This is a genomic window from Nodosilinea sp. FACHB-131, from assembly GCF_014695395.1.
Lineage (GTDB): Bacteria > Cyanobacteriota > Cyanobacteriia > Phormidesmidales > Phormidesmidaceae > Nodosilinea.
In genome coordinates, this window is record NZ_JACJOF010000016.1 from 1 (window position 1) to 24,870 (window position 24,870).

The 24,870-nt window shown below is 57.6% G+C and carries 23 protein-coding genes and 1 pseudogene; 16 read left to right on the plus strand and 8 right to left on the minus strand.

The window, feature by feature from the left end; genetic code table 11:
• The 4 genes and pseudogenes from H6F75_RS10155 to H6F75_RS10175 form a co-directional block, all read left to right on the plus strand.
• Positions 1–525, plus strand: a pseudogene (locus tag H6F75_RS10155) (photosystem II q(b) protein); the annotation flags it as partial.
• 1,109 nt (positions 526–1,634) lie between these two features.
• A complete protein-coding gene (locus H6F75_RS10165) occupies positions 1,635–1,850 on the plus strand; it encodes a DUF2997 domain-containing protein (RefSeq protein WP_190519618.1) in 216 nt (71 codons plus the stop codon).
• Positions 1,851–1,889: 39 nt separating this feature from the next.
• Positions 1,890–2,282 (plus strand): DUF1257 domain-containing protein, encoded by a 393-nt coding sequence (locus H6F75_RS10170; RefSeq protein ID WP_190751781.1) that lies wholly within the window; start codon positions 1,890–1,892, stop codon positions 2,280–2,282.
• A gap of 96 nt (positions 2,283–2,378) precedes the next feature.
• Positions 2,379–2,846: a ferredoxin gene (locus H6F75_RS10175; RefSeq protein ID WP_190751783.1), complete on the plus strand. Its 468-nt coding sequence runs from the start codon at positions 2,379–2,381 to the stop codon at positions 2,844–2,846.
• A gap of 2 nt (positions 2,847–2,848) precedes the next feature.
• On the opposite strand, the gene H6F75_RS10180 is transcribed toward H6F75_RS10175, so the two are convergent.
• Complete coding sequence (locus H6F75_RS10180) at positions 2,849–4,204, minus strand: DUF4335 domain-containing protein (protein WP_190751785.1); 1,356 nt, start codon at positions 4,202–4,204, stop codon at positions 2,849–2,851.
• Positions 4,205–4,253: 49 nt separating this feature from the next.
• On the minus strand, positions 4,254–4,838 hold the full coding sequence (locus tag H6F75_RS10185; RefSeq protein ID WP_190751787.1) for a DUF3038 domain-containing protein: 585 nt from the start codon (positions 4,836–4,838) through the stop codon (positions 4,254–4,256).
• 126 nt (positions 4,839–4,964) lie between these two features.
• On the opposite strand from H6F75_RS10185, the gene H6F75_RS10190 reads away from it, so the two are divergent.
• Both H6F75_RS10190 and H6F75_RS10195 read left to right on the plus strand, forming a co-directional pair.
• Positions 4,965–5,207: a type II toxin-antitoxin system Phd/YefM family antitoxin gene (locus H6F75_RS10190; RefSeq protein ID WP_190751789.1), complete on the plus strand. Its 243-nt coding sequence runs from the start codon at positions 4,965–4,967 to the stop codon at positions 5,205–5,207.
• On the plus strand, positions 5,204–5,467 hold the full coding sequence (locus H6F75_RS10195; RefSeq protein ID WP_190751791.1) for a Txe/YoeB family addiction module toxin: 264 nt from the start codon (positions 5,204–5,206) through the stop codon (positions 5,465–5,467). The genes H6F75_RS10190 and H6F75_RS10195 overlap by 4 nt, the downstream gene beginning before the upstream one ends.
• Before the next feature lie 44 nt (positions 5,468–5,511).
• Here H6F75_RS10195 and H6F75_RS10200 read toward each other — a convergent pair whose 3' ends face one another.
• The gene (locus H6F75_RS10200; RefSeq protein ID WP_190751793.1) at positions 5,512–6,156 is read right to left on the minus strand and encodes a YqiA/YcfP family alpha/beta fold hydrolase; all 645 of its coding nucleotides are present in this window, start codon (positions 6,154–6,156) and stop codon (positions 5,512–5,514) included.
• Between the two features lie 299 nt (positions 6,157–6,455).
• Here H6F75_RS10200 and leuB point away from each other — a divergent pair, with 299 nt between their 5' ends.
• From leuB to H6F75_RS10225, 5 genes are all read left to right on the plus strand, one after another.
• A complete protein-coding gene (gene leuB, locus H6F75_RS10205; protein ID WP_190751795.1) occupies positions 6,456–7,538 on the plus strand; it encodes a 3-isopropylmalate dehydrogenase in 1,083 nt (360 codons plus the stop codon).
• A gap of 153 nt (positions 7,539–7,691) precedes the next feature.
• Positions 7,692–7,898, plus strand: coding sequence for a hypothetical protein (locus tag H6F75_RS10210; protein ID WP_190519675.1), 207 nt, complete (start codon positions 7,692–7,694; stop codon positions 7,896–7,898).
• Between the two features lie 105 nt (positions 7,899–8,003).
• The gene (gene hpsE, locus H6F75_RS10215; protein ID WP_206754677.1) at positions 8,004–9,161 is read left to right on the plus strand and encodes a hormogonium polysaccharide biosynthesis glycosyltransferase HpsE; all 1,158 of its coding nucleotides are present in this window, start codon (positions 8,004–8,006) and stop codon (positions 9,159–9,161) included.
• Between the two features lie 153 nt (positions 9,162–9,314).
• Positions 9,315–10,058: a DUF561 domain-containing protein gene (locus tag H6F75_RS10220; protein ID WP_190751797.1), complete on the plus strand. Its 744-nt coding sequence runs from the start codon at positions 9,315–9,317 to the stop codon at positions 10,056–10,058.
• 231 nt (positions 10,059–10,289) lie between these two features.
• Positions 10,290–11,648, plus strand: a complete 1,359-nt coding sequence (locus tag H6F75_RS10225; protein ID WP_347710635.1) for a HAMP domain-containing sensor histidine kinase — start codon at positions 10,290–10,292, stop codon at positions 11,646–11,648.
• A 3-nt stretch (positions 11,649–11,651) separates the two neighbouring features.
• On the opposite strand, the gene wrbA is transcribed toward H6F75_RS10225, so the two are convergent.
• The gene (gene wrbA, locus H6F75_RS10230; protein ID WP_190519604.1) at positions 11,652–12,266 is read right to left on the minus strand and encodes an NAD(P)H:quinone oxidoreductase; all 615 of its coding nucleotides are present in this window, start codon (positions 12,264–12,266) and stop codon (positions 11,652–11,654) included.
• A gap of 272 nt (positions 12,267–12,538) precedes the next feature.
• On the opposite strand from wrbA, the gene H6F75_RS10235 reads away from it, so the two are divergent.
• The 4 genes from H6F75_RS10235 to H6F75_RS10250 all read left to right on the plus strand — a co-directional run bounded on the left by H6F75_RS10235 (position 12,539) and on the right by H6F75_RS10250 (position 17,496).
• Positions 12,539–13,615, plus strand: coding sequence for a chemotaxis protein CheB (locus H6F75_RS10235; protein ID WP_190751799.1), 1,077 nt, complete (start codon positions 12,539–12,541; stop codon positions 13,613–13,615).
• A 471-nt stretch (positions 13,616–14,086) separates the two neighbouring features.
• Positions 14,087–14,698 (plus strand): chemotaxis protein CheB, encoded by a 612-nt coding sequence (locus H6F75_RS10240; protein ID WP_190751801.1) that lies wholly within the window; start codon positions 14,087–14,089, stop codon positions 14,696–14,698.
• A 3-nt stretch (positions 14,699–14,701) separates the two neighbouring features.
• Positions 14,702–16,552, plus strand: coding sequence for a CheR family methyltransferase (locus H6F75_RS28065; protein WP_190751803.1), 1,851 nt, complete (start codon positions 14,702–14,704; stop codon positions 16,550–16,552).
• A gap of 188 nt (positions 16,553–16,740) precedes the next feature.
• Positions 16,741–17,496 (plus strand): Uma2 family endonuclease, encoded by a 756-nt coding sequence (locus H6F75_RS10250; RefSeq protein ID WP_190751806.1) that lies wholly within the window; start codon positions 16,741–16,743, stop codon positions 17,494–17,496.
• A gap of 105 nt (positions 17,497–17,601) precedes the next feature.
• On the opposite strand, the gene H6F75_RS10255 is transcribed toward H6F75_RS10250, so the two are convergent.
• From H6F75_RS10255 to H6F75_RS10270, 4 genes are all read right to left on the minus strand, one after another.
• Entirely contained in the window at positions 17,602–18,270 is a 669-nt protein-coding gene (locus H6F75_RS10255; RefSeq protein WP_190751808.1) for a dienelactone hydrolase family protein, read from the minus strand.
• A gap of 169 nt (positions 18,271–18,439) precedes the next feature.
• The gene (locus tag H6F75_RS10260; RefSeq protein ID WP_190751810.1) at positions 18,440–21,037 is read right to left on the minus strand and encodes a replicative DNA helicase; all 2,598 of its coding nucleotides are present in this window, start codon (positions 21,035–21,037) and stop codon (positions 18,440–18,442) included.
• A gap of 252 nt (positions 21,038–21,289) precedes the next feature.
• The gene (pstS, locus tag H6F75_RS10265; RefSeq protein WP_190751812.1) at positions 21,290–22,402 is read right to left on the minus strand and encodes a phosphate ABC transporter substrate-binding protein PstS; all 1,113 of its coding nucleotides are present in this window, start codon (positions 22,400–22,402) and stop codon (positions 21,290–21,292) included.
• Positions 22,403–22,505: 103 nt separating this feature from the next.
• Positions 22,506–23,819, minus strand: a complete 1,314-nt coding sequence (locus H6F75_RS10270) for a HAMP domain-containing sensor histidine kinase (protein WP_190751814.1) — start codon at positions 23,817–23,819, stop codon at positions 22,506–22,508.
• Between the two features lie 430 nt (positions 23,820–24,249).
• Between H6F75_RS10270 and H6F75_RS10275 the strand changes: the two genes are divergently transcribed.
• The gene (locus H6F75_RS10275; RefSeq protein WP_190751816.1) at positions 24,250–24,660 is read left to right on the plus strand and encodes a hypothetical protein; all 411 of its coding nucleotides are present in this window, start codon (positions 24,250–24,252) and stop codon (positions 24,658–24,660) included.
• The last annotated feature ends 210 nt before the right edge of the window (positions 24,661–24,870 follow it).

Here is a 24,870-nt window from a genome sequence, read left to right on the forward strand (position 1 = left end):
TTCAACTTCATGCTGGTGTTCCAGGCTGAGCACAACATTCTGATGCACCCCTTCCACATGCTGGGTGTCGCGGGTGTGTTTGGTGGCTCTCTGTTCTCCGCCATGCACGGTTCGCTGGTGACCTCCTCTCTGGTGCGTGAGACCACCGAGACCGAGTCGCAGAACTACGGCTACAAGTTTGGTCAAGAAGAAGAGACCTACAACATCGTTGCGGCTCACGGCTACTTCGGTCGTCTCATCTTCCAATACGCCAGCTTCAACAACAGCCGTTCGTTGCACTTCTTCTTGGGTGCGTGGCCGGTGATTGGTATCTGGTTCACCTCCTTGGGCATCAGCACCATGGCGTTCAACCTCAACGGGTTCAACTTCAACCAGTCCATCCTTGACTCACAGGGTCGTGTGATTGGCACCTGGGCGGATGTGATCAACCGGGCGAACCTGGGTATGGAAGTGATGCACGAGCGCAATGCTCACAACTTCCCCCTCGACTTGGCGACTGCTGAGGCGCCTGAGATCATCGGCTAGTCTTGACTGACTACTCCGCTGATTGATTAAGCAAAGAGCGCTCCCCGCATGGGGGGCGCTTTTTGTATGCCTACCAAGTGGTGCAGATTTGGTAGGTCAGGGTGCAGGATAGCTACGTCGGTTTAGGGGGCGATCGCAGTTACTCAAAGTGTTATCGAACTTGTCGTTGTCGCTTCCCCTGGCTTTCAGCTGTTAGCTTGGTTGTAGTTTTCCATTAGTCTTTCGCCATCTCAGAGCTTCTTGCTAATTGAGGGAACTAAGAGCGTTTCCACTACAAACACTTGTACGGCTTCTGAAGCAGTTTTGGAATATTCCCGCAGCATCCAGCCAACGGCATTTTGGGTAAACAACTCTTTAGAGTCTTGGCTGTGCTTGATCAAGGAAAGGAGCAGAGCTTCATCAGTTTGGAGCTGATAGCCTAGTTGAGACAGCAGCCTGGTATGACAGAGCTAGACGTTATCTGAACCCATGCCAGATGCTAACTACCAGGTTTCTACAGTCACGATGCTCCATGAGCAATTTGCCGACGTTGTGACTGGCGATAGAATCTACCGTGTCCCACCAACGACTTGGTCGTTCTAAACACTGTGGCAGGCGCACAACGCGGCAGCTAGCTGCTTTTACTGCTGCTTAAAAGTGTCAGAGCCATGTATTAGCATAAGTCTCTAGGATTGTGCAGCTCAGGAGTTATGGACTGAACTCGGCGACAGCGATGGGATAGTGAAACAACTGCTTTCCTGCGACCTTTGCAATCGAACCGAAAGTCTGATCTTTAACTTTCTTAATACATGCTGCAACTTGAGATGGGGCTGAAACGGCTGTTTATCGTTTGTAAGTCGTCAAAAGCGCTGCGATATGTAACAAAAGTTGCCTTGACGCTCTCTAAAAGTTACGCGACACTACGTCTAATGGATGTGCCCACTTCCGGGATCAATGCATTAGATTGAGTTTCGTAATGAACAGTGGCGAATTACACTACCCCTGCTGATTAAGATCGGGTTACTAATTTGGCGCCTGCCAACCTGACAGATCGCTGAGGAAGATGTTAACACCCACGATGTTTAAAGGTCACGAGTATCACCATCAATGGTGTTGAAACGAGCAGTCCTATGGAAACGTTAGAGTTCATTATTTACCCTGACGGCCGGGTTAAAGAGACGGTGACTGGCATCGTGGGGGCCTCCTGTGCTGAGGTAACTGCGGCTATTGAAGCTCAGCTAGGTACCGTGGTGGCGCAGCAGCAAACCTCTGAGTATTTCGCTCAGCGGAATGAGCAGACGGCTACCGAAACTGTGGCTGCCCAAACTGCCTACAGTCAGTGGTAATTTTTCGATTCTAGAGTCCCCTACTATCACCCCTAGCAAATGTCACACTTTAGCCAAATCAAAACCAAAATTCGCAATCTAGATTCCCTAAAGCTGGCTTTGAATGACATGGGCACTGACTGGAAGTCTGGCCCATGTGATGTGCGTGGCTACCAAGGCCAAACCCAATCCGCAGATGTGGTAATCGCCCAAGACAATGGCTACGATATTGGCTTTCGCCGTAACCCCGAAACCAGTGACTACGAGCTGGTGGCTGATCTGCAATATTGGCAGCAACCGCTAACCGTTGAAGGGTTCCTCAGCCGGGTGACCCAGCGCTACGCCTATAACACCGTAGTCGCTGAGACCTCTCGCCAGGGCTTTCAGCTGTCTGAGGAGCAGGTGCGGGAAGATGGTTCTGTGCGGCTAGTAGTGCAGCGCTGGAACGGCTAACCTATTGACCTTTTGAATCTTGGAAAGGGGCTACTTGGCCCCTTTCTTTGTATCAGCCCAGCATTTGGGCGTTCTAAAGCACGAGTAGCAACCACAATGACACAGTTTGATGGGCAACCTAGTGCGACCGGCTTTGAACCCGAACTCGGTGGCCACCTGCGCCAGACAGAAGACCGCACCGGCTATGAACCCGAGCTGGGCGGTCAACTGCGCCAAAAGGGCGTCTATGTTGACGAAATTACCTGCATTGGCTGTAAGCACTGTGCCCATGTGGCCCGCAATACCTTTTATATTGAGCCTGACCACGGCAGGTCGCGCGTTTACCGCCAGGATGGCGACTCTGAGGAACTCATTCAAGAGGCGATCGACACCTGCCCGGTAGACTGCATCCACTGGCTTGACTACACAGAGCTCAAGGAGCTAGAGCGCGATCGCAAGCACCAGGTCATTCCCGTCGCCGGGTTTCCGGTAGATAAAGCCATGTCAACTCTGCAAATGCGCAAGGCCAAGCGTAGGAGCCAGCGCCGGCCAGAGGCTGGTTCCCAAGGGGCAACTCCCCAGTAGTCCTAAGGGTTAGAAGCTTCGGGCGGCACCACGACGACTGCTCCGCTGGGCAGAAACTGCACTTCTACCGTGGTTGCTGCGTCTTTGATGACTCCAGGGATGGTGTCACCAACTTGAGGCAGGGTGGGATTGTTTTGGTAATTAGCCGAGAAGTCATTGAGAGGCTCTAGGGCGGTTACGGTGCCGTCGGGCTCAAGGGCAAGGCGGTAGCGCAGGGGCGCGGCTAGGTTTGCCGGGGGGCGCCACTGCTGCTCAAGGGCCTGGGTGAGGTTGCTAATCCAGGCGATCGCAGAGTCGGGGGCGGTCGTGGCGGCAATGCTGGGGCCAGTGTCGAAGGCTTCGGGGCTGGCCGGGGCCGTTCGGGCCTCGGGCGGGGCAGCATTGGGAGCCTGTTCGGCGACTATACCTGCGTCAGGTGCGGCTTGCCCCCCGGCCTGGGCTGGGTAGGCAGGGGCCGGAGCAGTTTCGGTTTGGGAGGGTTGAGCTGGGGCAGTGGCAGTAGAGGGCGGGGGCGATGCCTTGGGAGTTCCAGGCTCAGGTGCGCTGCCTGAGGAGGCCCCTGGTCCAGTCGCAGAGGGGACCGCTGGATTGGTCGGAGCTGTTGTAATGGGTGCTGGCAAAGCCTCGCCTGTGGCAGCAGGGGCAGAGTCTTCCGCCGTAGGAGCATTGGCGGCGGGGGGCACAGGTTCTGCTTGGGTGAGCGGTGGGTTATCGGCAGAATTCTGACCTGCTAACTCATCGGTAGGTTGAGACTCGCTAGGGGAAAGCACTACGGAGCTAGGGGCGGTGGTAAGCAGTTGGTTACCCAGCAGCGCCGCAATGCCCACCGCCGCTACGGACCCCAGCCAAAGCGGCAGTTTGGGGCGCACGCGACGAGCCTTGGGCGTCGCCGTGTCGGGCAGGATTTGAAGGTTGCTGTCGGCCTGCTCTAGGGCATCGGCCAGATCGGACAGTTGCAGGGTAGAAAGTTCCACTACCCGAGGTGGCTCTGGGGGCACAGTCAGGGTGAGTCGATGGCGGGTGAGCCCGACGGGTTGAAGCGAATTTTCCCCCCGAGCAACCGCTCCTCCAGCGGCTAGCGCATCGGCATTGAGATAATTCTGAACATAGGTTTGCACCAAATCTGCCAGGGCTGAAAACTGCGGCTCTCGGCCACCGATCTCCAAAATCATGGCCTGGCTAGCGAGGGTTCTAGCTTCTCTGAGCGGATCGTCTCCCTGCACTTGCAGGTGAAACCGCGATCGCCCCAGTACCGGGCGGCCCGTCACCTGACTCAGGGGTGAAAGCTCTCCCACCAGCCGCAGAGTACAGGTGCCCGCTGCATATTCATAGGAGGTGACAGTGGCGATCGCAGCCATAGCACTCAGCTCAAGAACACCTTAACCAATCCAAAATTCAAACGTCTCGTCACTGGCCAGCCCGCTCTAGCAGCGCCACCCACAGCTTACGGCTGCCGCCAGACCCGCTGTAGAACAATAGATCGACCAGCAGCTTCAGCCCTAGGGCGTTGATCTCGTCGGTGGTAGCGGTTTGGTCGCCCTCCATACGGTCTTGGTAGGCATTGCTAAAGGCGTCGAGGTAATCGCCTAGCTGCGCGGTGCGGTGTGGAAGCTGCCCCTGTTCGAGGGCTTTCTCCAGCCGCGCCACGGCCTGCCGAATGGGGTCGCGATGGGCGATCGCTAAATGACAACTCACCAGCACCAGGGCGCGGGCTTCGTCAACATCGAGCTTTTTGCGGCCCTGTCCCTTGCGCAGCGGACTGGCCTGGCGCAGTCGCCACAGGTTGACGCGATCGCTGAGCAAATCTGATACTCCTAGATCGTTTGCCGCTGCCAGCATGGCGTCTGACCCCAGGCCCGTGAGGGCTTCTAGGGCCAGCAGCACCAGGTCGAGCTGCGCTTTAATGCTGCTCAACTGCCGTGGGGTTGGTGGCCCCTGGGTTGAGCCTGGGTTGGGCTCACTGTTTGACGCACTGAGGGAAGACGGTTCCACCGGGCTGCCCTGTTACTAACGTAGAGGATTGGGCTAATTGTGGCACGGGGGTTGCAGTTCTTGAAACGAGTTTGTGGATAGGCTGCGATCGCTAGACTAGAAGAAACCCAGCGAGGCAGAAACCTGATGGCGCAGTGGCCGTTGACCGAGGCTCAAAGCAACTTACAGCACCTAATCGATCAAGTAACCCAGTCTCACCAGCCGATTGTGATTACTGGGGCTGATAGTAATGCTGTGCTGCTGTCTGAAGAAGACTGGGCAAGCATTCAAGAAACGCTCTATTTACTGTCGGTGCCCGGTATGCGGGAATCGATTAAAACAGGACTGGCTACCCCTACCGACGCCTGCGATGAGGAGCTTGACTGGTGAGTTGGCGGCTAGTTTTCACAAAACAAGCTCAAAAAGATGCCAAAAAGCTGGTGGCTAGCAACCTTAAACAAAAGGCCCAGGGCCTCCTGGATGTGCTTCAAGCTGATCCGTTTCAGAACCCTCCGCCCTACGAAAAATTGATGGGGGACTTGGCCGGAGCCTATTCTCGACGCATTAATATTCAGCATCGGCTAGTTTACGAAGTGATTGAGGCTGAGCACACCGTCAAAATTCTGCGGATGTGGACTCACTACGAGTAACTGCTGATAGATTTGCTCGTCAGCCTTTAATTGCGATCGCCCCTTCAAAGTCCCAAGAATCCCTGAGTGTGCTGCCAAATCTCTTTCTCCACATCTGTCAGGGCGTGGTCGCTGAAAAGTTCTACTAGGCGCACCCAGGGGCGAGGGGCCGCATAGGCGCGGCTGGCTTCTATAGATATAGTCTCGTCATTGGTGCCGTGGAGAATCAGGGTCGGGATCGGGGCGTTTAGGGCATCGTCGCTGTAGCCTTGGGCGTCGGTAATAAAGTCATAGGCCAAGGGTAGGGTGCGCTGCTCGGTGTAGTGGTAGACGGGGAGGGTGCCCTCGGTGCGCCAGGTATTGAGTTGATCGGGGCCGAGGCGGGGCAGCCACTGCTGGAGAAAGTCAAAGGCGGGGGCAAGGAGCACCAATTTTTCGATGCGAGCTGTAATGGTGCTCTGCTGGGCAACCCAGGCGGCGGTGAGGCCGCCTAAGCTGGAGCCGATTAGCACCGTGGACTCAGACTGAGACTGAATCAGGGTGCTGACCTGTTGAATTTGGCGGCTGAGGGTGAGGTGGCCAAAGTCGTCCTGGTTGAGGTCGGGGATTGTGAGATCGAGGCCGAGGGTGGCGAAGCGGGCTTTCATCGCCTGGGCTTTGGCCGACTGGGGGCTGGAGGCGAAGCCGTGCAGGTAGAGGTATTGGGGCATAGGGGGTGGATGGGTAGGAGGGTGGGCGGGTAGATGGGTGGATGAGGGGCGGTGGGGTTTTATTGGGAGACTGGGACTTTGATCAGAGCAGGAATTTTGTAGGGGCAAACGGTTGTTGGCCCGTGTAGAGTATCGACCATCAGCTGAGGGCTGGGTGGGTCGGATTGGGGACGGGTGAGTTGGGGAAAAGCGGGCGGGGCGGGGTTGGTCCCTGGGGGTATGATATTGAATCGGTGCGCTTTCCAGGCTGGCTGGGGGGTGGTGCCGGCCCTATTTTCGATCCATCTTTTGCAAACGCTATGACTTCGACCTATCGCATTACCCTGCTGCCCGGCGACGGCATTGGCCCTGAGATTATGGCGGTGGCGGTGGACGTGCTCAACACCGTGGGCCGCCAGATGGATCTGGCTTTTGAGTTTGAGGAAGCGCTGATTGGGGGAGCCGCGATCGATGAAACCGGGGAGCCGCTGCCGGAGGAAACGCTGAAGACCTGCAAGGCCAGCGATGCGGTGCTGCTGGCGGCGATCGGCGGCTATAAGTGGGATACGTTGCCCCGCCACCAGCGACCTGAGACCGGGCTGCTGGGTTTGCGATCGGGGTTAGAACTTTTCGCCAACCTGCGCCCGGCTACCATTCTGCCGCAGCTAATCGACGCCTCTTCGCTCAAGCGAGAGGTGGTGGAAGGGGTCGATATTATGGTGGTGCGGGAGCTGACTGGGGGTATTTACTTTGGTAGCCCTAAGGGGGTGTTTGAAACCGAGACGGGGGAAAAGCGGGGGGTCAACACCATGGCCTATACCGATCGCGAGATCGATCGCATCGGCAAGGTCGCCTTTGAGACTGCCCAGAAGCGCAAAGGTCAGCTGTGCTCAGTAGACAAGGCCAACGTGCTGGAGGTGTCGCAGCTGTGGCGCGATCGCATCACCGCCCTGGCCGCCGACTACCCCGACGTTGCCCTGACGCATATGTATGTAGACAACGCCGCCATGCAGCTGATCCGCTGGCCCAAGCAGTTTGACACGATTGTGACTGGCAACCTGTTCGGCGACATTCTCTCCGATGCGGCGGCGATGCTCACCGGCAGCATTGGCATGCTGCCCTCGGCCAGCCTGGGGGCCAGCGGCCCAGGGGTCTATGAACCCGTCCACGGGTCGGCCCCCGACATTGCTGGCCAAGACAAGGCCAACCCCCTGGCTCAGGTGCTGAGCGCCGCTATGATGCTGCGCTACGCCCTCGATCAGCCCGCCGCCGCCGATCGCATTGAGCAAGCTGTCACCACAGTTTTAGATCAGGGTTATCGAACTGGCGATATCATGTCTGAGACTATGACCCAGGTGGGTTGCAAGGCCATGGGCGAAGCCCTATTGAGTGCCCTGTCATAAAGTTCTTTCTAGAAGTCTTTCTAGAATGTGCTGCCCCTGAAAAGTCGAGTTAAAGTCTGTTCATAAGCGCACAGGTGAGCCGTGTACGGTCTACAGCAACCCCCTTCTTCTAGCCCATTGCCCAGTCAGCTATCGGGGGCTGGTGCCCTGCCTATGGCGCTTAACCCGGCCCTGCTCAAGTCGGCCCGGCAAATTTACCGCACCTATTACGAAGTGCACCCCGAGGATGTGCAGCGCCCCATCGGCATTGCCATTAGCACTAAAACCCATCGCGGCAAGCTGATTTTTGGCGATCGCCCCGTGCTGCTGCCCACCGAGTGCTTTGTCCCCATCAGCCAGATCGAGCCGGGGCTGCACTAAGCCAGCGGCCATTGCGGCTAGACTCAGCTACCAGCCGAGATATTGGGCCTTTCCCCACGGGCACACTGGGGAATGTCACCCAGTAGCGCAAAGGGTTTGGTACCGATGGCTGAGTCTTTTTTGGCGATCGCTGACTCGTTCTCTGCCGGTGTAGGCTCTCCCCCCGCTAAACGACTGGGCGCCTCAGACCTTCAGCGGCGGGCGATGGCCCACCGACCGCTGCCCAGCTACACCCAACGCCTGCTGCGGCGCCTGCGGCTAAAGCTGGCCAATGCGGCCCCTGGCAAAGAAGTTCTCGACCTATCGGTGGTGATCTGCACCTACAACGGTGAGCACCGCCTGCCCAAGGTGCTCGACTGCTTGCTGGCCCAGCTGGGCACCGAGCACCTGGCCTGGGAGGTGATTGTGGTTGACAACAACAGCACCGACGGCACCGCCCAGGTATTCAAAACCTATCAGCAGCAGTGGCCCCAAGACATTCCCCTGCGCTATGCCTTTGAGCCCCGCCAGGGGGCTGGCTATGCTCGCCAGTCGGCCATCACCCTCGCCCGCAGCCCCCTAATCGGGTTTCTAGACGACGACAACCACCCGGCTCTGGGCTGGGTGGTTGCGGCCCACCGCTTTGGCCAGATTCACCCCCAGGCGGGGGCCTTTGGCAGCCGCATTCGGGGAGATTTTGAAGTGACCCCACCGCCAAACTTTGGCCGCATTGGGTCGCTGTTGGCATTGACCGAGCGCGGCTCTGCCCCTCTGCTCTATGCCCCCAAACAGAAGGTGTTGCCGCCAGCGGCGGGGCTAGTGGTGCGGCGGCAGGCCTGGCTGGGCAGTGTGCCCGATCAACTGTCGCTGGCCGATGCCATTGGCTTTCGGGCTGCTGGGGAGGATCTGGAGGTGGTGCTCCACATGCAGCGCCACGGCTGGGAGATCTGGTATAACCCGGCCATGCGGATGCAGCACGAGATTCCGGCCAGTCGGTTTGAGCGCGACTATCTGCTGCAAATGTTTCGGGGCATTGGCCTCAGCCGCCATCGCACGCGCATGCTCAGCGTGCCCCTGTGGCAGCGTCCGCTGGCGGCCCATGCCTATCTGGTCAACGATATTCGCAAAATTGTGCGCCACTTGGTCAAATACCAGGGCGAGGTGGTCAGCGATACGGTGACCGCCTGCGAAATGCGGCTCTATCTCTACAGTTTGATCAGCCCGTTTTATATTACCCAGCGGCTGTGGCGGCAGCGGTGGATGCGGTGGAGTTCTAAATCTTGAGTTTTGAGTTGACTGGTGAACTCAAAACTGAGAACTAAGAACTCCAAACATGGGGCTATCCGCAATTCGGCCAACAGTGCAACAATAGGTCAAACTAGCGCCCGCCCAGCTATGTCCTGGGCGGGTCACTGCCCAATCTTGAGAGATAGACCTATGCGCTCTGACTTACAACGCGCCCTCGATACCCGCAGCGCCCTTAAAATTATTAGCGGTCTCACTAACTTTGACCCCGAGCGGGTGGTGGCCGTGGTGAAGGCCGCCGACCAGGGCGGTGCCACCTTTGTGGATATCGCCGCCGATGCCGAGTTGGTTCGCTTGGCCAAGGCCGCCACGACTCTGCCCATCTGTGTTTCTGCCGTCGAGGCCGAGGTGTTTCTCGCCCCTGTGGCGGCTGGGGCCGACCTGATCGAAATTGGCAACTTTGATGCTTTTTACGCTCAGGGTCGGCGGTTTGAAGCGCCCGAGGTGCTCGAACTGACCCGCCGCACCCGCGCTCTGCTGCCCCAGATTACGCTGTCAGTCACGGTGCCCCACATTTTGGCGCTGGATGAGCAGGTGAGCCTGGCCGAAGCTTTGGTGGATGCTGGGGCCGACATTATTCAGACTGAGGGGGGCACCTCTAGCCAGCCGACTCACCCCGGCACCCTGGGGTTGATTGAGAAGGCGGCGCCGACGCTAGCTGCCGCTCACGCGATCGCTCGGGCTGTGTCGGTGCCGGTGCTCTGCGCATCGGGCCTGTCAGATGTGACCGCACCGATGGCGATCGCCGCCGGTGCGGCTGGCGTTGGCGTGGGCTCTGCCGTCAACCGGCTCGACAATTCTCTGGCTATGGTTGCCGTGGTGCGCCAGCTGGCCGAGAGTCTGCAACGGGTGCGAGTCTCGGCGGCGGTGCAGTAGACGCCTGCGCTAATCTGTCAACTGGGGTCAAGGTTATTACCTTGGCCTCAGTAAAAATATGTAATGCTAGTGCTAGCGGCTGTCAATAGCGTGGATCAGCCCTCTTGTTTCGAACTAAAACTTAGGGTGCGTCTGCGCTCTGCCCCTCGAGCCCTCAGCCGATATTTCGTGGGGTGGATGCGGTGATAGGGCAATGGCGGCAGACTGAGCGAATAGCTGAGAGGGGGCTTTGTGAGTGTGGCAAGGGACGAGGTGTTTACTCGCTATATTGAGAACGTTCAGACTCGGGTGACAGCGCTCTATGAAGAAACCCGGCAGCTTCCTTCAAACGAATCTCAGCAATTAACCACAGCTCTATTAGAAGAACTGGGCCTAGCGGTAGAAGAACTCCACATTGCCGAAGAAGAGCTGTTGGCCCAAAACGAACAGCTCGCTGCCGCTAACCACATTGCTGAGGCCGAGCGCCAGCGCTACCAAGATCTGTTCAATTTTGCCCCCGATGGCTACCTCGTAACCGATATGAACGGGGTGGTGCAGGAGGCAAATCATGCTGCCGTTGCGTTGTTGAATCTGGAGCAGCCCTACCTGATTGGCAAACCCCTGGTTACCCATGTGCCCCCGGCTGAACGGGTGTCCTTTCGCACGCTGCTGAGCCAGATTGCGACGTCGCATCGCATCGAGGGCTGGGAGCTGACGCTACAGAGGCGGAAAGCCGCCACCATCACCGTCTCGACAACGGTTGAGATCGTCAAAGATATCGAAGGCAATGGGGTTGGGCTGCGATGGCAAATGCGGGATATTAGCGATCGCAAAAGAGCCGAAGCCACCCTGCGCCAGCTGCAAGTTGAAAATCTAGAACTGTTAGAGGCCGATCGCCTGAGAGCGCAGCTGCTAGCCACGGTTTCCCACGAGCTCAAAACGCCGATGAACGCCATTTTGGGGTTTTCTCAGGTGTTGATGGCGCAGTTTGACCCCAAGCGCGACTCTAAAACCGTCAGGATGGTGCAGCGCATCTTTCACAACGGGCAGCACCTGCTCGGCATGATTGAAGACATGCTCAATTTTTCGCGGCTGCGGGCAGACCAGGTTGAGCTAAAGCTCGAACGCTTTGACCTGACCGACCTGATTGTGACCACCATAGACGAACTGGACACGTTGGCCGACCAAAAGGCCCTGACTCTAGAGGCAGACCTGCCCGATCGCCCCGTGGTGGTGGTCAACGATCGCAACCGGCTGCGGCAAATTTTGACCAACCTGATCTCCAACGCCATTAAGTTTACCGATGCCGGGCGAATTGTGGTGAGCCTGGACCCCCTGCCCGCCGACCGACTGCTGCTACAGGTCAAAGACACGGGCTGCGGCATCAGCCTAGAAGATCAGCCCCACATTTTTCAAGAGTTTTGGCAGGTGCACGACGCTCGCAGCGCCGCCAAAGGCACCGGCTTGGGGCTGGCCATTGTCTATGCGTTGGTGCAGGTCATGCAGGGCACGATTACCGTCAACAGCGAGCTAGACCAGGGCAGTGAGTTCACCATTGAACTACCGCAGAGCGTCAGCCCCAGCCAAGAGACCCCCGCCATCTGCCGCTGAGCGCTAGCCGCGCACTTTTGTGGTGACTTCGGCTACCCGCTGCCCCAGGGTGCGGGCGATCGCCAAATCTTCTGGCTGGGGCTGGAGTTCGCCCTGGCCACCGGTGATGGTGCTGGCCCCATAGGGGGTGCCGCCTCGGGCCTCGGTGTGAATCATGCCGGCGGTTGAGTAGGGCACGCCCACCACGAGCATGCCCAGGTGCAGCAGGGGCACCATCATGGTGAGCAGGGTGGTTTCCTGGCCGCCGTGGGTCGAGGCGGTGGCGGTGAAGACCCCGGCAGGTTTGCCCTCCATGTCGCCGTTGAGCCAGAGGCTGGCGGTTGAGTCAAACAGCTGCTTCATCTGGGCGGTCATGTTGCCGTAGCGGGTGGGCGAGCCAAACACCACGCCGTCAGCTTGTTTGAGGTCGTCTACGGTGCATACCGGAATCTGCTGCTGCTGCTCTCGCACCGCGCGGGCGGCCTCGTTTTGGTCAATGATTTGGTTGACAGCGTCGAACTCCTGCACCCGGCGCAACACCACCTCTACCCCGGCCACCTGCCCCGCGCCCTCGGCCACCGCCTGGGCCAGCTTCAGGGTGTGGCCATACATAGAATAGTAGACGACCAAAACTTTCATAAATTCTCCAAATTTCGGCGTTTTAGCGCGTCAGGTCAAGGTTGCTCGCTCCTGTTAATGCTAATGCTGCGGGCACGGGTTGACAATTTTTATCTCTCCAGAGGGTGATTTTGGGCGATCGCGCCCTCGGCAAAACGGCGGCCCTCAAAGGCTAGCGGTCTAACCATATACAGGCCCAGGGGAGATGCTGATCTGCGACGGTTTAGTTAAGCTTTGAATTTGGAGAAACTGTTGAACTAGTTGTTTGTGGACGCCGCTGGTAGGAGCAGATTATGACCAATTGTCGTGTTGTTGTCATTGGTGCTTCAGCCGGTGGAGTTGAAGCGTTGATGCAGCTAGTTGAACAACTACCCCCTCAGCTCAACGCCGCGGTTTTTGTAGCAGTCCATTTTCCGGCTGGTAGTGTGAGCTTTTTGCCTGATATTCTTAGCCGTGCCAAAACCCTGCCCGCCGCCCATCCCCACAGCGGCGAAACCATTCAGCCAGGGCGCATCTATGTGGCCCCGCCCGACTATCACCTGCTGGTTCATCGCGGCACCATAGAGCTGAACCGAGGCCCTAGGGAAAACGGCCATCGCCCCGCCATCGACGTGCTGTTTCGTTCGGCGGCTCAGGCCCATGGCCCCTACACCGTGGGGGTGGTGCTCACGGGCATGTTAGACGACGGCACAAATGGTCTACAGGTGATTAAGGCCGAGGGCGGGGTCGCCCTCGTGCAAGACCCTGACGAGGCGATGTTTAGAAGCATGCCTGAAAATGCGATCGCCCATGTCGCCGTCGATCAAGTGCTGCCAATTACCGCTCTAGCCAACCACATTGTGGATTTAGTGGCAGACGCCAGGCAGGAATCTCCTATTACGCAGGAATCTCCTATTACGCAGGAATCTCCTATTACGCAGGAATCTCCTATGACCAGTAATCCACTCGTACCCGAAGAGAAAATTGTTGCCGAAGAGAAAGCCGCCGCCGAAGAGGGCCAGCGACCCAACGCTGCCTCTCCATTCACCTGCCCCGACTGTGGTGGCGTGCTGTGGGAACTGCGGGACGCCTACAGTCTGCTGCGGTTTCGCTGCCACATCGGCCACGCCTACTCCCTCGACAGTTTGATGACGCTCCACGGTGAAAACCTAGAGCGCGCCCTGTGGACGGCGGTGCGGGCGATCGAAGAGCGAGCCGCCCTGTCTCGCCGGCTGATGGCCCACGCCCATCAGCAAAATCGAACCCAATCAGCCGAACAGTTTTTAAAACGGGCTCGGGAGGCTGAAGAAGACGCTCGCCTCGTCAGGCAGCTAATTCTCAATCAGAAAGAAATTCATCTTCAAGGAGACACTATTCCTGAGCCTTTTTAGACGGGGTAAACACGTTTTCTAAGCATCTAAGCGGGCGTTTTAACAGCGATTTTCTGTAGCTTTAACTGCCGACTAATTCTTCCTACTCCTGTCAAAGAGACAGTTAAAAGTCTTTCTTTTAAGAGAGGTTAAGGAAATCTTTACTTTCGTTTGGGAAGCAGAACTTTTTCTAAATAAGCCGCTGGAATCATCGACCTCTGGATAGAAGAGAGACGAAATCAACGTGACTGTTTATTTCATTTAATTAACTAAAATTAGAGCGCTGTCTCTGGCGGCAGAACGAGTCTAAACTGATTCAGAGGTGGGCATCTGTACCCCTTTGCTAGCTGCTTGGCGGAACTGGCGATCGCGCTCCAACCCTTTCGAAGTTGAGCCGTGCCTTACCACAGTCTATTGTTTGCCCTGGTTAGGCCTAGGTCGTCATTTCGCCGTCATGCTAGACCAGACACTGGGCTATTGGCCTAAAACCCTATGAACGCTTCGCCGTCCTCGGTGCCATCTTCAGCGGCGCGGTTTGACATCGTGGCGATCGCGGCCTCCGCTGGGGGCATCAAAGCGTTGGCGCAACTGCTGCCCCAGCTACCCGCCGATTTTGCCGCCGCCATTGTCCTGGTCATTCACCTTGACCCCAACATGGCTAGCCTGCTGCCCCAAGTCTTAAAGCCTATGACGTCGCTCACCGTCAAAGACGCCAAAACCGGAGAGTTGTTGCAGGCCGGGACGATTTACACAGCCCCCCCCGACCACCATCTGCTGATTGGGGCCGGTCGCACCCTGCGCCTGACCCACACCGCCAAAGTAAATTACTCTCGGCCCGCCGCCGACTGTACTCTAGTATCGGTGGCAGAGCGCTTTGGGGAGCGGGCGATCGCCGTCGTTCTAACCGGCTATGGTCGGGATGGCGCTGCCGGCATTCAGGCCATTAAGCAGCACGGCGGTCGGGTGATTGTGCAAGATCCGGCCACCGCCAATGTGGCCAGCATGCCCCAAACGGCCATTGATACCGGCCAGGTAGACTGGGTTTTGCCCCTAGAGACCATTCCCCAAACCCTGATCAACCTGGTGCAGCAAGCAAGGATGTAGTCTGTGGTCTCAAATTTAGAAAATTCTGACGATGCCGCCTTTAGAACTTTATTAGACTACGTTCGCAGCACTCGGGGGTTTGACTTTACGGGCTACAAGCGGCCCAGCCTGATGCGGCGCGTCACCCGCCGCATGCAGACAGTCGGTGTCACCGGTTTTAGTGACTATATCGACTATTTAGAGGTGCATCCCGATGAATTTCAGCAGTTGTTCAACACACTGCTGATCAACGTCACCGCATTTTTTCGCGATTCCACCAGCTGGGATGCCCTGCGCACCGACGTCTTACCGGCAATTTTTCGCTCCAAGGCAGAAACCGAGCCCATCCGAGTCTGGAGCGCTGGCTGCGCCTCCGGCGAGGAAACCTACTCCATTGCCATAATGCTGGCAGAGCTGCTGGGCCTTGAGCAGTTTCAGGCCAGAGTCAAAATCTATGCCACCGATCTAGACGAAGACGCTCTGGCAACGGCGCGCCAGGCCACCTACTCTGGCCACAAGATAGACGGCCTATCAGAGATTCAGCTCAGCACATTTTTTGACTACAAAGACGAAATCTACACCTTTAGCAAAGAGCTGCGGCGATCGGTCATTTTTGGCCGCCACGACCTGGTTCAAGATGCCCCGATCTCCAAGATTGACCTGCTGCTGTGCCGCAACACGTTGATGTATTTCAACGCTGAAACCCAGGCTCGAATTTTGACCCGGTTTCACTTTGCCCTCAATGACAATGGCTATCTGTTCTTAGGCAAAGCCGAAATGCTGCTCACCCACAGCAAACTCTTTAGCCCAGTGCAGCTAAAGGGGCGCATCTTTACCAAGGTGCCTCAGTTGAGCGGGCGCGATCGCCTGCTGATTATGGCTCAAACCGGTCACGAAGGCACTGCCGATGACCTGACCGACCAGCTCCGCCTGCTAGAGACCGCCTTTGACGTCAGCCCGGTGGCCCGCATTGTGCTCAAGCACAACGGCGTGTTGGTCTTGGCCAACCAGCGTGTCAAGGTGCTCTTTGGTCTCTCCCAGCAGGATATCGGCCGCCCCCTGCAAGATTTAGAACTCTCCTACCGCCCCGTAGAGCTGCGCTCTTGCCTAGAAGAAACCTACGAACGCCGCCGCACCGTCAACCTGCCCGATGTCGCCTGGCAAAATCCTCGAGGTGATTCTATTTTCTTCGAGGTGCAGATCACCCCGCTGTTTGGCAGCGACAGCGCCATTCTCGGAGCCAGCATTAGCTTTGTCGATATTACCCAGTTCAAACGGTTGCAGGCCGAGCTAGAGCACGCCAACCAAGAACTAGAGATGGCCTACGAAGAGCTGCAATCCACCAACGAAGAACTAGAAACCACCAATGAAGAGCTGCAATCCACCAACGAAGAACTAGAAACCACCAATGAAGAGCTGCAATCCACCAACGAAGAGTTGGAAACCATGAACGAAGAACTGCAATCGGCCAACGAAGAACTCCAAACCCTCAACGAAGAACTCCAGCGCAGCAGCGGCGACCTCAATCAAAGCAACACGTTTTTAGAATGTGTATTCACTAGCCTCAAGGGCGGCGTGGCGGTGGTCAACCGCGACCTGCAAGTGCAAATTTGGAACAACAAAGCCGAAGACCTCTGGGGCCTGCGCCCTGAAGAAGTCGTCGGCCAATATTTCCTCAACCTAGATATGGGTCTGCCGGTAGAGCAGCTGCGCCAGCCCATTCGCGACTGCCTAACCTCAGCCGGCGTCGGCTCCGTCGAGCTGACCATCGAGGCCGTCAACCGCAAGGGCCGCAGCCTGAGCTGCCACATTACCTGCACCCCTCTGGTAAACGCCAAAAAGCAGGTGCAGGGCGTAATCCTAATTATGGAATAGCCGGTCTGATGCGAAATCCCGAATAAATACCCTCGGTTTGTAGGGGCATAGCATGCAAACCTACGGAGTTCCTGATCAGGAATCGGGGTTTACCAAATCGGATTTCGTATGGCTGGAGCAGCCTGCATCCAGCAGCAAAGAAGCGACAGATTAGGATAGAAACAGACAACAGCCGCAAACGGTTTTGCTTGAGGAGCGACCATGGTTCAAGCTCAGCCCCGCACTGGCCCCCCCTGCCCGCCGACTTTGTACTGCCCGACGATCCGGCGGAAAACATTCAACAGCCGCCCCTAGCCGCCGCCCTCACCGATGCCCTAGGAGCGGCCCAGCGAATTCGGTCTGAGATGCTAATTGGCTCCAACTTCGGTTTGGTGGTCAGAATGAACGGTGAAATTGTTGTCAAAGCACCCGACTGGTTCTACGTGCCTCGGGTCAACCCCTACCCTCCAGAGTTAGTTCGCCGCAGCTACACCCCCCACTTGGAAGGCGACCCCGTAGCGGTGGTTATGGAGTTTCTTTCAGCGGCAGACAATGGTGAGCTGTCGATTCGAACCACTCAGCCCTACGGCAAGCTCTACATCTATGAGCAAATTTTGCGAATCCCCACCTACGTCATCTACGATCCAGCGGTTGCCAAGCTCGAAGTACGGTGCCTAGAAGCGGGGCATTACGTATCCCAACTCCCCAATGACCAAGGCCGCTTTTGGATTCCGTCACTAGACCTTTTTCTAGGGGTTTGGCCAGGAGAACGCTTGGCCCAAACCCTCAACTGGCTGCGCTGGTGGGATGCCGAGGGCAACCTGCTGCTCTGGAGTTCTGAACAAGCCGAGACAGAGCGCCAGCGAGCTGAGATCGAACGCCAGCGAGCTGAGACAGAGCGACAGCGGGCCGATCGCCTAGCCGCCCTACTCCGTGCCCAGGGGATTGATCCAGACCAACCCTAGGAACTGGGGTTGAGGGTTTAAGGTGTCGGGTTCAAGGCAGGTCACGAACCTAAGACCCTAAACCTTGAACCCCTACTCACCCATCACCTTTGGCTTGGCAGACTGCTAGGCCAAGTGGGTGGCGAGAAAGGTGAGCGATCGCTCCCAGGCTAGTTTCGTGGCCTCGGGGTCGTGGATGTCGTTGTTTTCGTTGCCAAAGGCGTGGTGGGCGTCATACCAGTAAGACTCATAGTTCACGCCGCCCTCCCGGAGTCGCGCCTCAAAGGCCTTCACCTGGTCAGGTGGAAAGAACTCGTCCTGCTCGGCAAAATGCCCCTGAAAGGGAATCGAAATCGTGCGGGTGTCGGCGGCCTCAGCGGGCGGCACCCCATACCAACAGACCGCCACGTCGGCCTCGGGCACATAGACGGCGGCCAGCACGGTGAGCGCGCCGCCCATGCAGTAGCCCAGCACCGCCACCTTGGGGCTGTCGGCCTTGAGGTGCTGCACCGCACCGCGAATGTTTTGGGTAGCGGCATCGCCGAAGTCGAGGTTGCCCATCAGGTGCTCGGCCTCGGCGGTTTCGACGGTGACTTCGCCTTTGTAGAGGTCGGGCACCAGCACCCGGTAGCCCTGCTGCACCAGCTGGTCGGCCACGCCCTTAATCTGGTCGTTCAGACCCCACCACTCCTGAATCACGACAATGCCGGGGGCAGTGCTGCCGCTGGCTGGCTCGACGTAGTAGCCCTGGCACGATTGGCCATCGGGTCGATTAAAGCTAATCATGTCGCCCATGGGAGGTCTCCTAAGGTTGAGTCGCGATTCTCTAAAAGAGAGGCTGCGCGATCGCTACATTACCTCTCAAAGGAGCAAAATATAAGCCCCCGAGGTTGGGTGCCACAACTCCCAGTGGAGTTTACGCCCAACGCTCTCCATCGGCTTAAGGCCAGCCCAGCGGCAACCGCTACATCCCCGGTGTAGCCAGGTTGCGGAAGCGGGTAAACTGCGGCTCGAACAGCAGCTTGACAGTGCCGGTGGGGCCGTTGCGGTGCTTGGTGATGATGATCTCGGCAATGCCGCGATCGGGGGTGTCGGGGTCGTAATACTCTTCGCGGTAGAGCATCATAATCAGGTCGGCGTCCTGCTCGATCGCACCCGAGTTATGGGACACAATGCCGTCAGCTAGCCAGGAAGCAGGCCCCGGTACAGTCAGGTCATACACGGGTTCTTCCCCCGCAGGCTCAATAGAAAGCACTTCATCCCAGAAAATATCTGCTGCGGCAATTTCCTTAAGGGATTCATTGGCCAGAATCTCTGCGTAGCTGAGGAGTGTTTGCCGAGAAGGAGCAAATTTGAAGTGTGATGTCCCGCCGTAGGAGGTGCCTCGCAAGGCTGCCATTTGGCGTTGACTAATGCCCTGGGCTCTCATATCAGCTTTGACTCGATCAAAAACTTCCTTGGGCAAGGTGTCTCGGTTGGGATTTGAGACGATGCCCTCAAGTTTGAGCCGTAGAGCAGCAGCGGGTTCTACCCTAGGGCCAAAAGCCCCAACCTGAGCTAAAAACCTCAGCTGGTTGACGCTACCCTGAACGTTGACGGTAAAGCACTGACTTGGCTGCCAAAACACGGAGGCCCAAATGCCGAGCCTTAGGAGTAGAGCGGCAACATCGCGGGCCAAGCCCTCACTGCTGGTGGAGAAGAATACGGCATCTCCCCCTCTGCCCTTCCGTACAGAGATACAGCCATCGGTCGCCCACAGGTGTTTTAGGAGAAGACCGACCTGCTGATTGGAGAGCTGAAACACTTCGGCAGGAATGCGTTTCTCCCGAGAAGGCTGGTTAAAGATGCCAAGCTGCCGTAACCAACAATTTACCCCGGCAGGGCGCCAGCGATTGCCGTTACCAGAGATCAAAAGCTGATGCCACTGCCCTCTGCCCCTGTAGCGCTTTACCTCACAGCCAAATTCTTGCTCAGCAGCTAATTTGACGATCTGGCTATTGTCTTCGGAGCTGGTGGTGTATCGAAGGGGCTGCCCCTTGAGGTAGCTACCATCGCCAATTAGCTGCCCTAGTAGTGCCAGCCTTAACTCAGGCCAGGTCTCGGCAACAGCAGGTTCGGGCAGATGCTGAGCCACACCAATACGGCTCCCCTTCTTCAACTGCTCTAATCGCTGCCAGCCATCGAGGGTATAGAGTCGGTGCTTTTCAGTCGCGCGAATTTTGCGTCCGCTGGCTGTGGTCAACTCATAAATTGGGCGAGTACCCACCTGCCAAACTAAGTCGGCCTGAGCCTGGGTCAACTTACCCTGTTCATCTAAACTCACCACGTCTGGGGTGCTGCCTACCAACTCCTGAATCGGTACTCGTCGACCGTCTGCGAGGACAACCAGGGTATCGCCAGTGACGCACTCCCGTAGGTCGCTCATCATTGGACGCTTGTTGGTGCGCGATTCGACGCCCCGGCTGAGCTGGGAGAGGGCGATGATCGGTACGTTGAGTTCGCGGGCGAGACCCTTGAGCGATCGCGTCATCTTCGACAGTTCCTGCACCCGGTTGTCGCCGCCACCCTCCATCAGCTGGAGATAGTCGATCAAAATCAGCCCCAGGGCACCGCCCTGCTCGGCCTGGAGGCGGCGGCAGCGAGAGCGAATCTCGGTCACTGAAATGCTGGGGGTATCGTCGATGAAAATCGGCATCTGGGAGAGAATGCTGATGGCGTGGCCCAGTTTTTCCCACTCGTTCTGGGCAATGCGTCCGGTGCGCAGGCGACTGCTCTCCATCTCCACTTCGCTAGAGAGCAGGCGATAGACCAGCTGCACTTTAGACATTTCTAAGCTATAAATAGCTACAGGAAGCTTCTGTAAAGCAGCGATATTGCGAGCTATATTGAGCACGAAGCTGGTCTTTCCCATTGACGGACGGGCAGCGGCGATAATCAGGTCAGAACGCTGAAAACCCTGGGTCATGGCGTCTAGGTCATAGAAGCCGCAGGGGATGCCGGGCAGCACAACACCGAGCGATCGCTGCTCGATCTCTGAAAACGTCTCAATCAAAATATCGGACGTGGAGGTCAACCCCCCCTGGGGCCGCGACTGGGTAATGCCAAACAGCCGCTGCTCCGACTGATCCATCACATTCTCAATGGGCAGTGTAGTGTCGTAGCCCAGCTGAGAAATTTCGCCCCCGGTTTGAATCAGCAGGCGGCGGGTGTACTTGTCCATCACCAGGGTGGCGTACTGGTCAATGTTGGCGGCGCTAATGGTGCGATCGACCAGCTGAGCCAAGCGGGTTTGGCCACCCACCTGTTCGAGCTTGCCGTTGTCCTTCAGCCACACGGCGATCGTCATCAGATCGGCAGGCTGCCCCTTGGCGTGGAGGGCCAGCGCCCCCTTATAAATATCCCGGTGGGCACCGATGTAGAAGGCGTCGGGGGTGAGAATCTCCATCACCCGGTTAATGGCTTCAGGGTCGAGCAAAATACCGCCCAGAATGGCCTCTTCGGCCTCGATGTTTTGGGGTGGCAGGCGATCGCTGACCGCATCAAACTTGAGATTCTGAACCATGACCTTGGAGGAGGGGAGTAGATTAATTGTGCTTTAAACCCGTCTTTCCTGGGGGTGCTTAGCCAAACTTAGCGACATGGGCCTAGACTCCCGGTGCGCCCATGGCGCAACAACTCAGGCCTACAACGCAATGGGGCGGATGGCCTTTGATCCAGCTTTTCGAAGGCTGATTTCGTGGGACCAAAAGGCCGCAGCAAACGTTAGCTAGAGCGCCTCGCCTGGGCGGGGTACCCCAAGGCAATGGGGTCTAAATTAGCCCGCGTTAACGGTATCAAACACCTCTTGAATCCGCTCCACCAAAGGCTCAGGCAGAGGCACATAGAGCAGCTCTTCAGCAATGGCGCGGCCTTCGGGGCCGAGGGACCACTCAAACACGTCGCGCATGGCGTTCCACTTGGCTGCGTCTTCGTAGTTCTTATAGAGCAGAATCCAGGTTAGACCGACGATGGGGTAGGCGTTTTCGCCAGTGGGGTCGGGAACAAGCAGGGCAAAGTCGTCCGGTATCGCTTCATCGAGCAGGGCATTGCCTGCGGTTTCGGGGGAGGGCTCGACGTAGTTGCCAGCGTTGTTTTCTACCAGCGCTGAATCGATGCCCTTGAGGGCAGCATAGGCGTAGGACAGATAGCCAATCGCGCCCTCAGTTTGCTGAATCGTAGCGGCTACCCCCTCATTGCCCTGGCCGCCAATGCCCACGGGCCAGTCAACGGAGGTGCCAACGCCGCCTGTCCAGCCGTCGCAGACGGTGTCAATGTGGTTGACAAAGACAAAGGTGGTACCCGAACCGTCAGAGCGGTGAGCCCAGGTGATGGGCAGGTCAGGTATCTCTAGATCGGGGTTGATCGCTGCGATCGCAGGGTCGCTCCACTGGGTAATTTCGCCCGTGACGATGCCGCAGTAGACCTCGCGGGAAAGGCGTAGTTCTCGATCACCAATCCCAGGCAGGTTATAGGAGAACGATAGAAAACCGCCAGTTATCGGCACCTGAATGGGGCTGTAGCCAAAGGCATCGACGAAAGCCTGGGTGCGCTCTGCGGAAGCGGTAATAGGGGCTTCAGACGCGCCAAAGTCTACGGTGCCGGCAATGTACTGCTCCAGGCTAGCGCCACTGCCCACAGCCCGGTAGCTAACCTGCACATCGAAGTCCACGTGTCGGCTATAGGCGTCGAACCAGCGTTGAAAAATCGGCGCGGGGAAGGTCGCCCCAGCACCGCCGATCGGAATAGTGGTGCCGCTGCCGTCGCCAGCGGACATCGGAGCAGGTTTGGGGGTGGTGTCAGCGGTAGGAGAAGAGCCGCCATTGCAGGCTGCGATCGCCAAAACCATGGGCAGAGACGCCGCTAGCCCTACTTTGCGACTAAAGATCATAGGAACAACACTCCGGACAGTTTTTGACGGTCAACGGTAGAACGAGGGTTTCAGACATTTGCCGGAGTAATCTGGCCGACGAAAGATCTGTGTAGGGTTGGGTCTAACACCTCGCCTTGTGGCCCGAGGTCTGCGGGGAAGCCGGTTGCCCCTGGTCGCTGGCGGGCAGGAGTAACGGCAGGGTAATGGTGAAGGTTGACCCCTGGTTTTCGGTGCTGACTACAGTCAGTTTGCCCTGGTGCGCCTGAACGATTTGCTGGGCGATCGCCAGCCCTAGCCCGAAGCCGCCGGTGTCGAGCGATCGCGTCTTGTCAACCCGGTAAAAGCGGTCAAACACGCGGGGCAAATCGGCCGCCGGAATGCCGATGCCACTATCTTGCACAGTAATAATAATCCGGTCGAGGCGGTGGCTGAGGGAGAGGGCGACCTCTCCCCCGGTAGCGGTGTAGCGGCAGGCATTGCTGAGCAGGTTGGCGATCGCCTGCCGGAGCAAATTGGCGTCTCCATTGACCCAGAGGGGGGCCTGGGGCAGCTCTAGCCGCCACCAAAGCCCCTTAGCCTTGGCCTGAAGCTGATACTCGCGGGCGAGGTCTTTCACCAAGAGGGTGAGGTTACACCGCTGGGTGCCCGGCCAGCGATCGGCTGACACCAGCACCAGCAGGCTGTTAATCAGCCGCCCCATCGACTGGGCCAGCTCGGCAATGTGCTGGAGCCGCGCCACCTGCTCTTGGGGCGAAGCCGTCATCAGCCCCAGCTCGGCCTGATTGAGAATGGCGGCCATGGGCAACCTCAGCTCGTGGCTGGCATCGGCACTAAACTGTTCTAATCGCTGGTACGACAACTGAATGGGCCGCATCACCTGGCCCGCGAACCACCAGCTCAGCAGCCCAATCAGGCCCACTCCCACCGGCAGGCCCAGGCTTAAAACCAGTCGAACTTGGTTGAGGGCGGTTTCCACCGGCACCAGGGTAGTGGCCAGTTCTAGGTGGCCCAGGGTTTGCCCCTCCGACTCAATGGGCACCGTCATTTGGCGCACGCGTTGGCCCTCGTGGATCAGAGTCTTATAGCCAGGCTGAACGTCGCGGCGATCGCCCGACAAGGGTCCAAAAAACATCAGCAGATGGTTGTTGGTGTCGTACCAGCGGGCGTAGACCAGATCCGAGGTAATGCTGAGGGTGCTGCCCCCCAACAGCGGCACCGTTTTGATCTGAAACTGCACGGGGTAGGCCGGGTTAGGCGACGAGTCGGCGCCGCCGCTGCTGATCATTAGCTCCGCTTCGCGGTAGAGCTGCTGGTCGAGTTTGTTGAGTTCTCGCTCTACCTCAATCACGTAGAGCAGCCCGCCAAACACCACAAAAACGCTGCCCATAGTCAGCATGAGCCACTGGGTAAGATGTTTGCGGCTGCGAGTAAACATGGGGATATGGGGAGACAAGTGAATGGGAGGTGAGTCGATGGAATAAGACGGGCTTAGGTGCGGAGTTCACGAATGCTGAAGCGATCGCACTTGCCTTTGATGGGTGCGAGTCAGGTGTCGCACGAGCTTAGCGAGGGCATTGTCAGGGCTCGGTGCCTAGGGCCTACAGGGCTTGTTCTAGCTGGCTGTGGGTTGGCACCTATTGGGATAACGCAGCAAGTGTTGTCAGGGCTACAAATCTCGCTTTGCTAGCTTAACCTGCTGTTTACCATTAATTAGTTTACCTAAGGGAAGTGTGAGGAGGAGAGGGGTGGATGGGCAGGTGGATGAGTGGGCGGGTGGACGGGTAGATGGGTGGATGTGATGCTGGTGACGTTAAGCTTGAGAATCATCCCCTACATTACCCACTTCCCAATTTTCCCCATCGCCTATGCCTGCGCTCAAACGTCTCCTTACTCACTCTGGCCTTGAGTTTTGGCTACCCCTGGGGCTGTTGGGGGCCACATTTTGGCTGGCTGGCTATGGTTGGACTCATCACTACCTGGGGGTGGCAGGCCGGGCGATCGCTCCTCTGGTCTTGGCGACCAATGCAGCGGCGCAGGACGAAGGCATTCTCAGCATTCGCGCTGTCATCGACAACGATGGTCAGGATCCGGCTGCTGAGGGCGATCGCCGGGCGACTCGGGTTGAGGTGATTGTGGTGAAGCCGGTGCCTCGCACCCTCGACTTTTACCTACCGCTGCGATCGCCATCGGCCATTGAGGCAGAAATGGCGCAGCGGCTGAATGTTTCTACAGACACCATTCGTCGCCTCATTCGCTACGAAACCGCACGTCCATAAACTATCCTCAGTAGATCACAAAGGCCTTGCTAACCCTCTCCCCCAGTCCCTCTCCCAGGAAGGAGAGGGGAGACGGAACTAGACTTCAAAGTCTCTCTCCCAGCTTGAGAGAGGGATTTAGGGTGTAGCTTGCTTCCCGCAGGGTGGGCTGGATTATGGCAAGAAAACGTGTTTGTGATCTACTGATCCTGGCTCACCATGGCCCTGGAT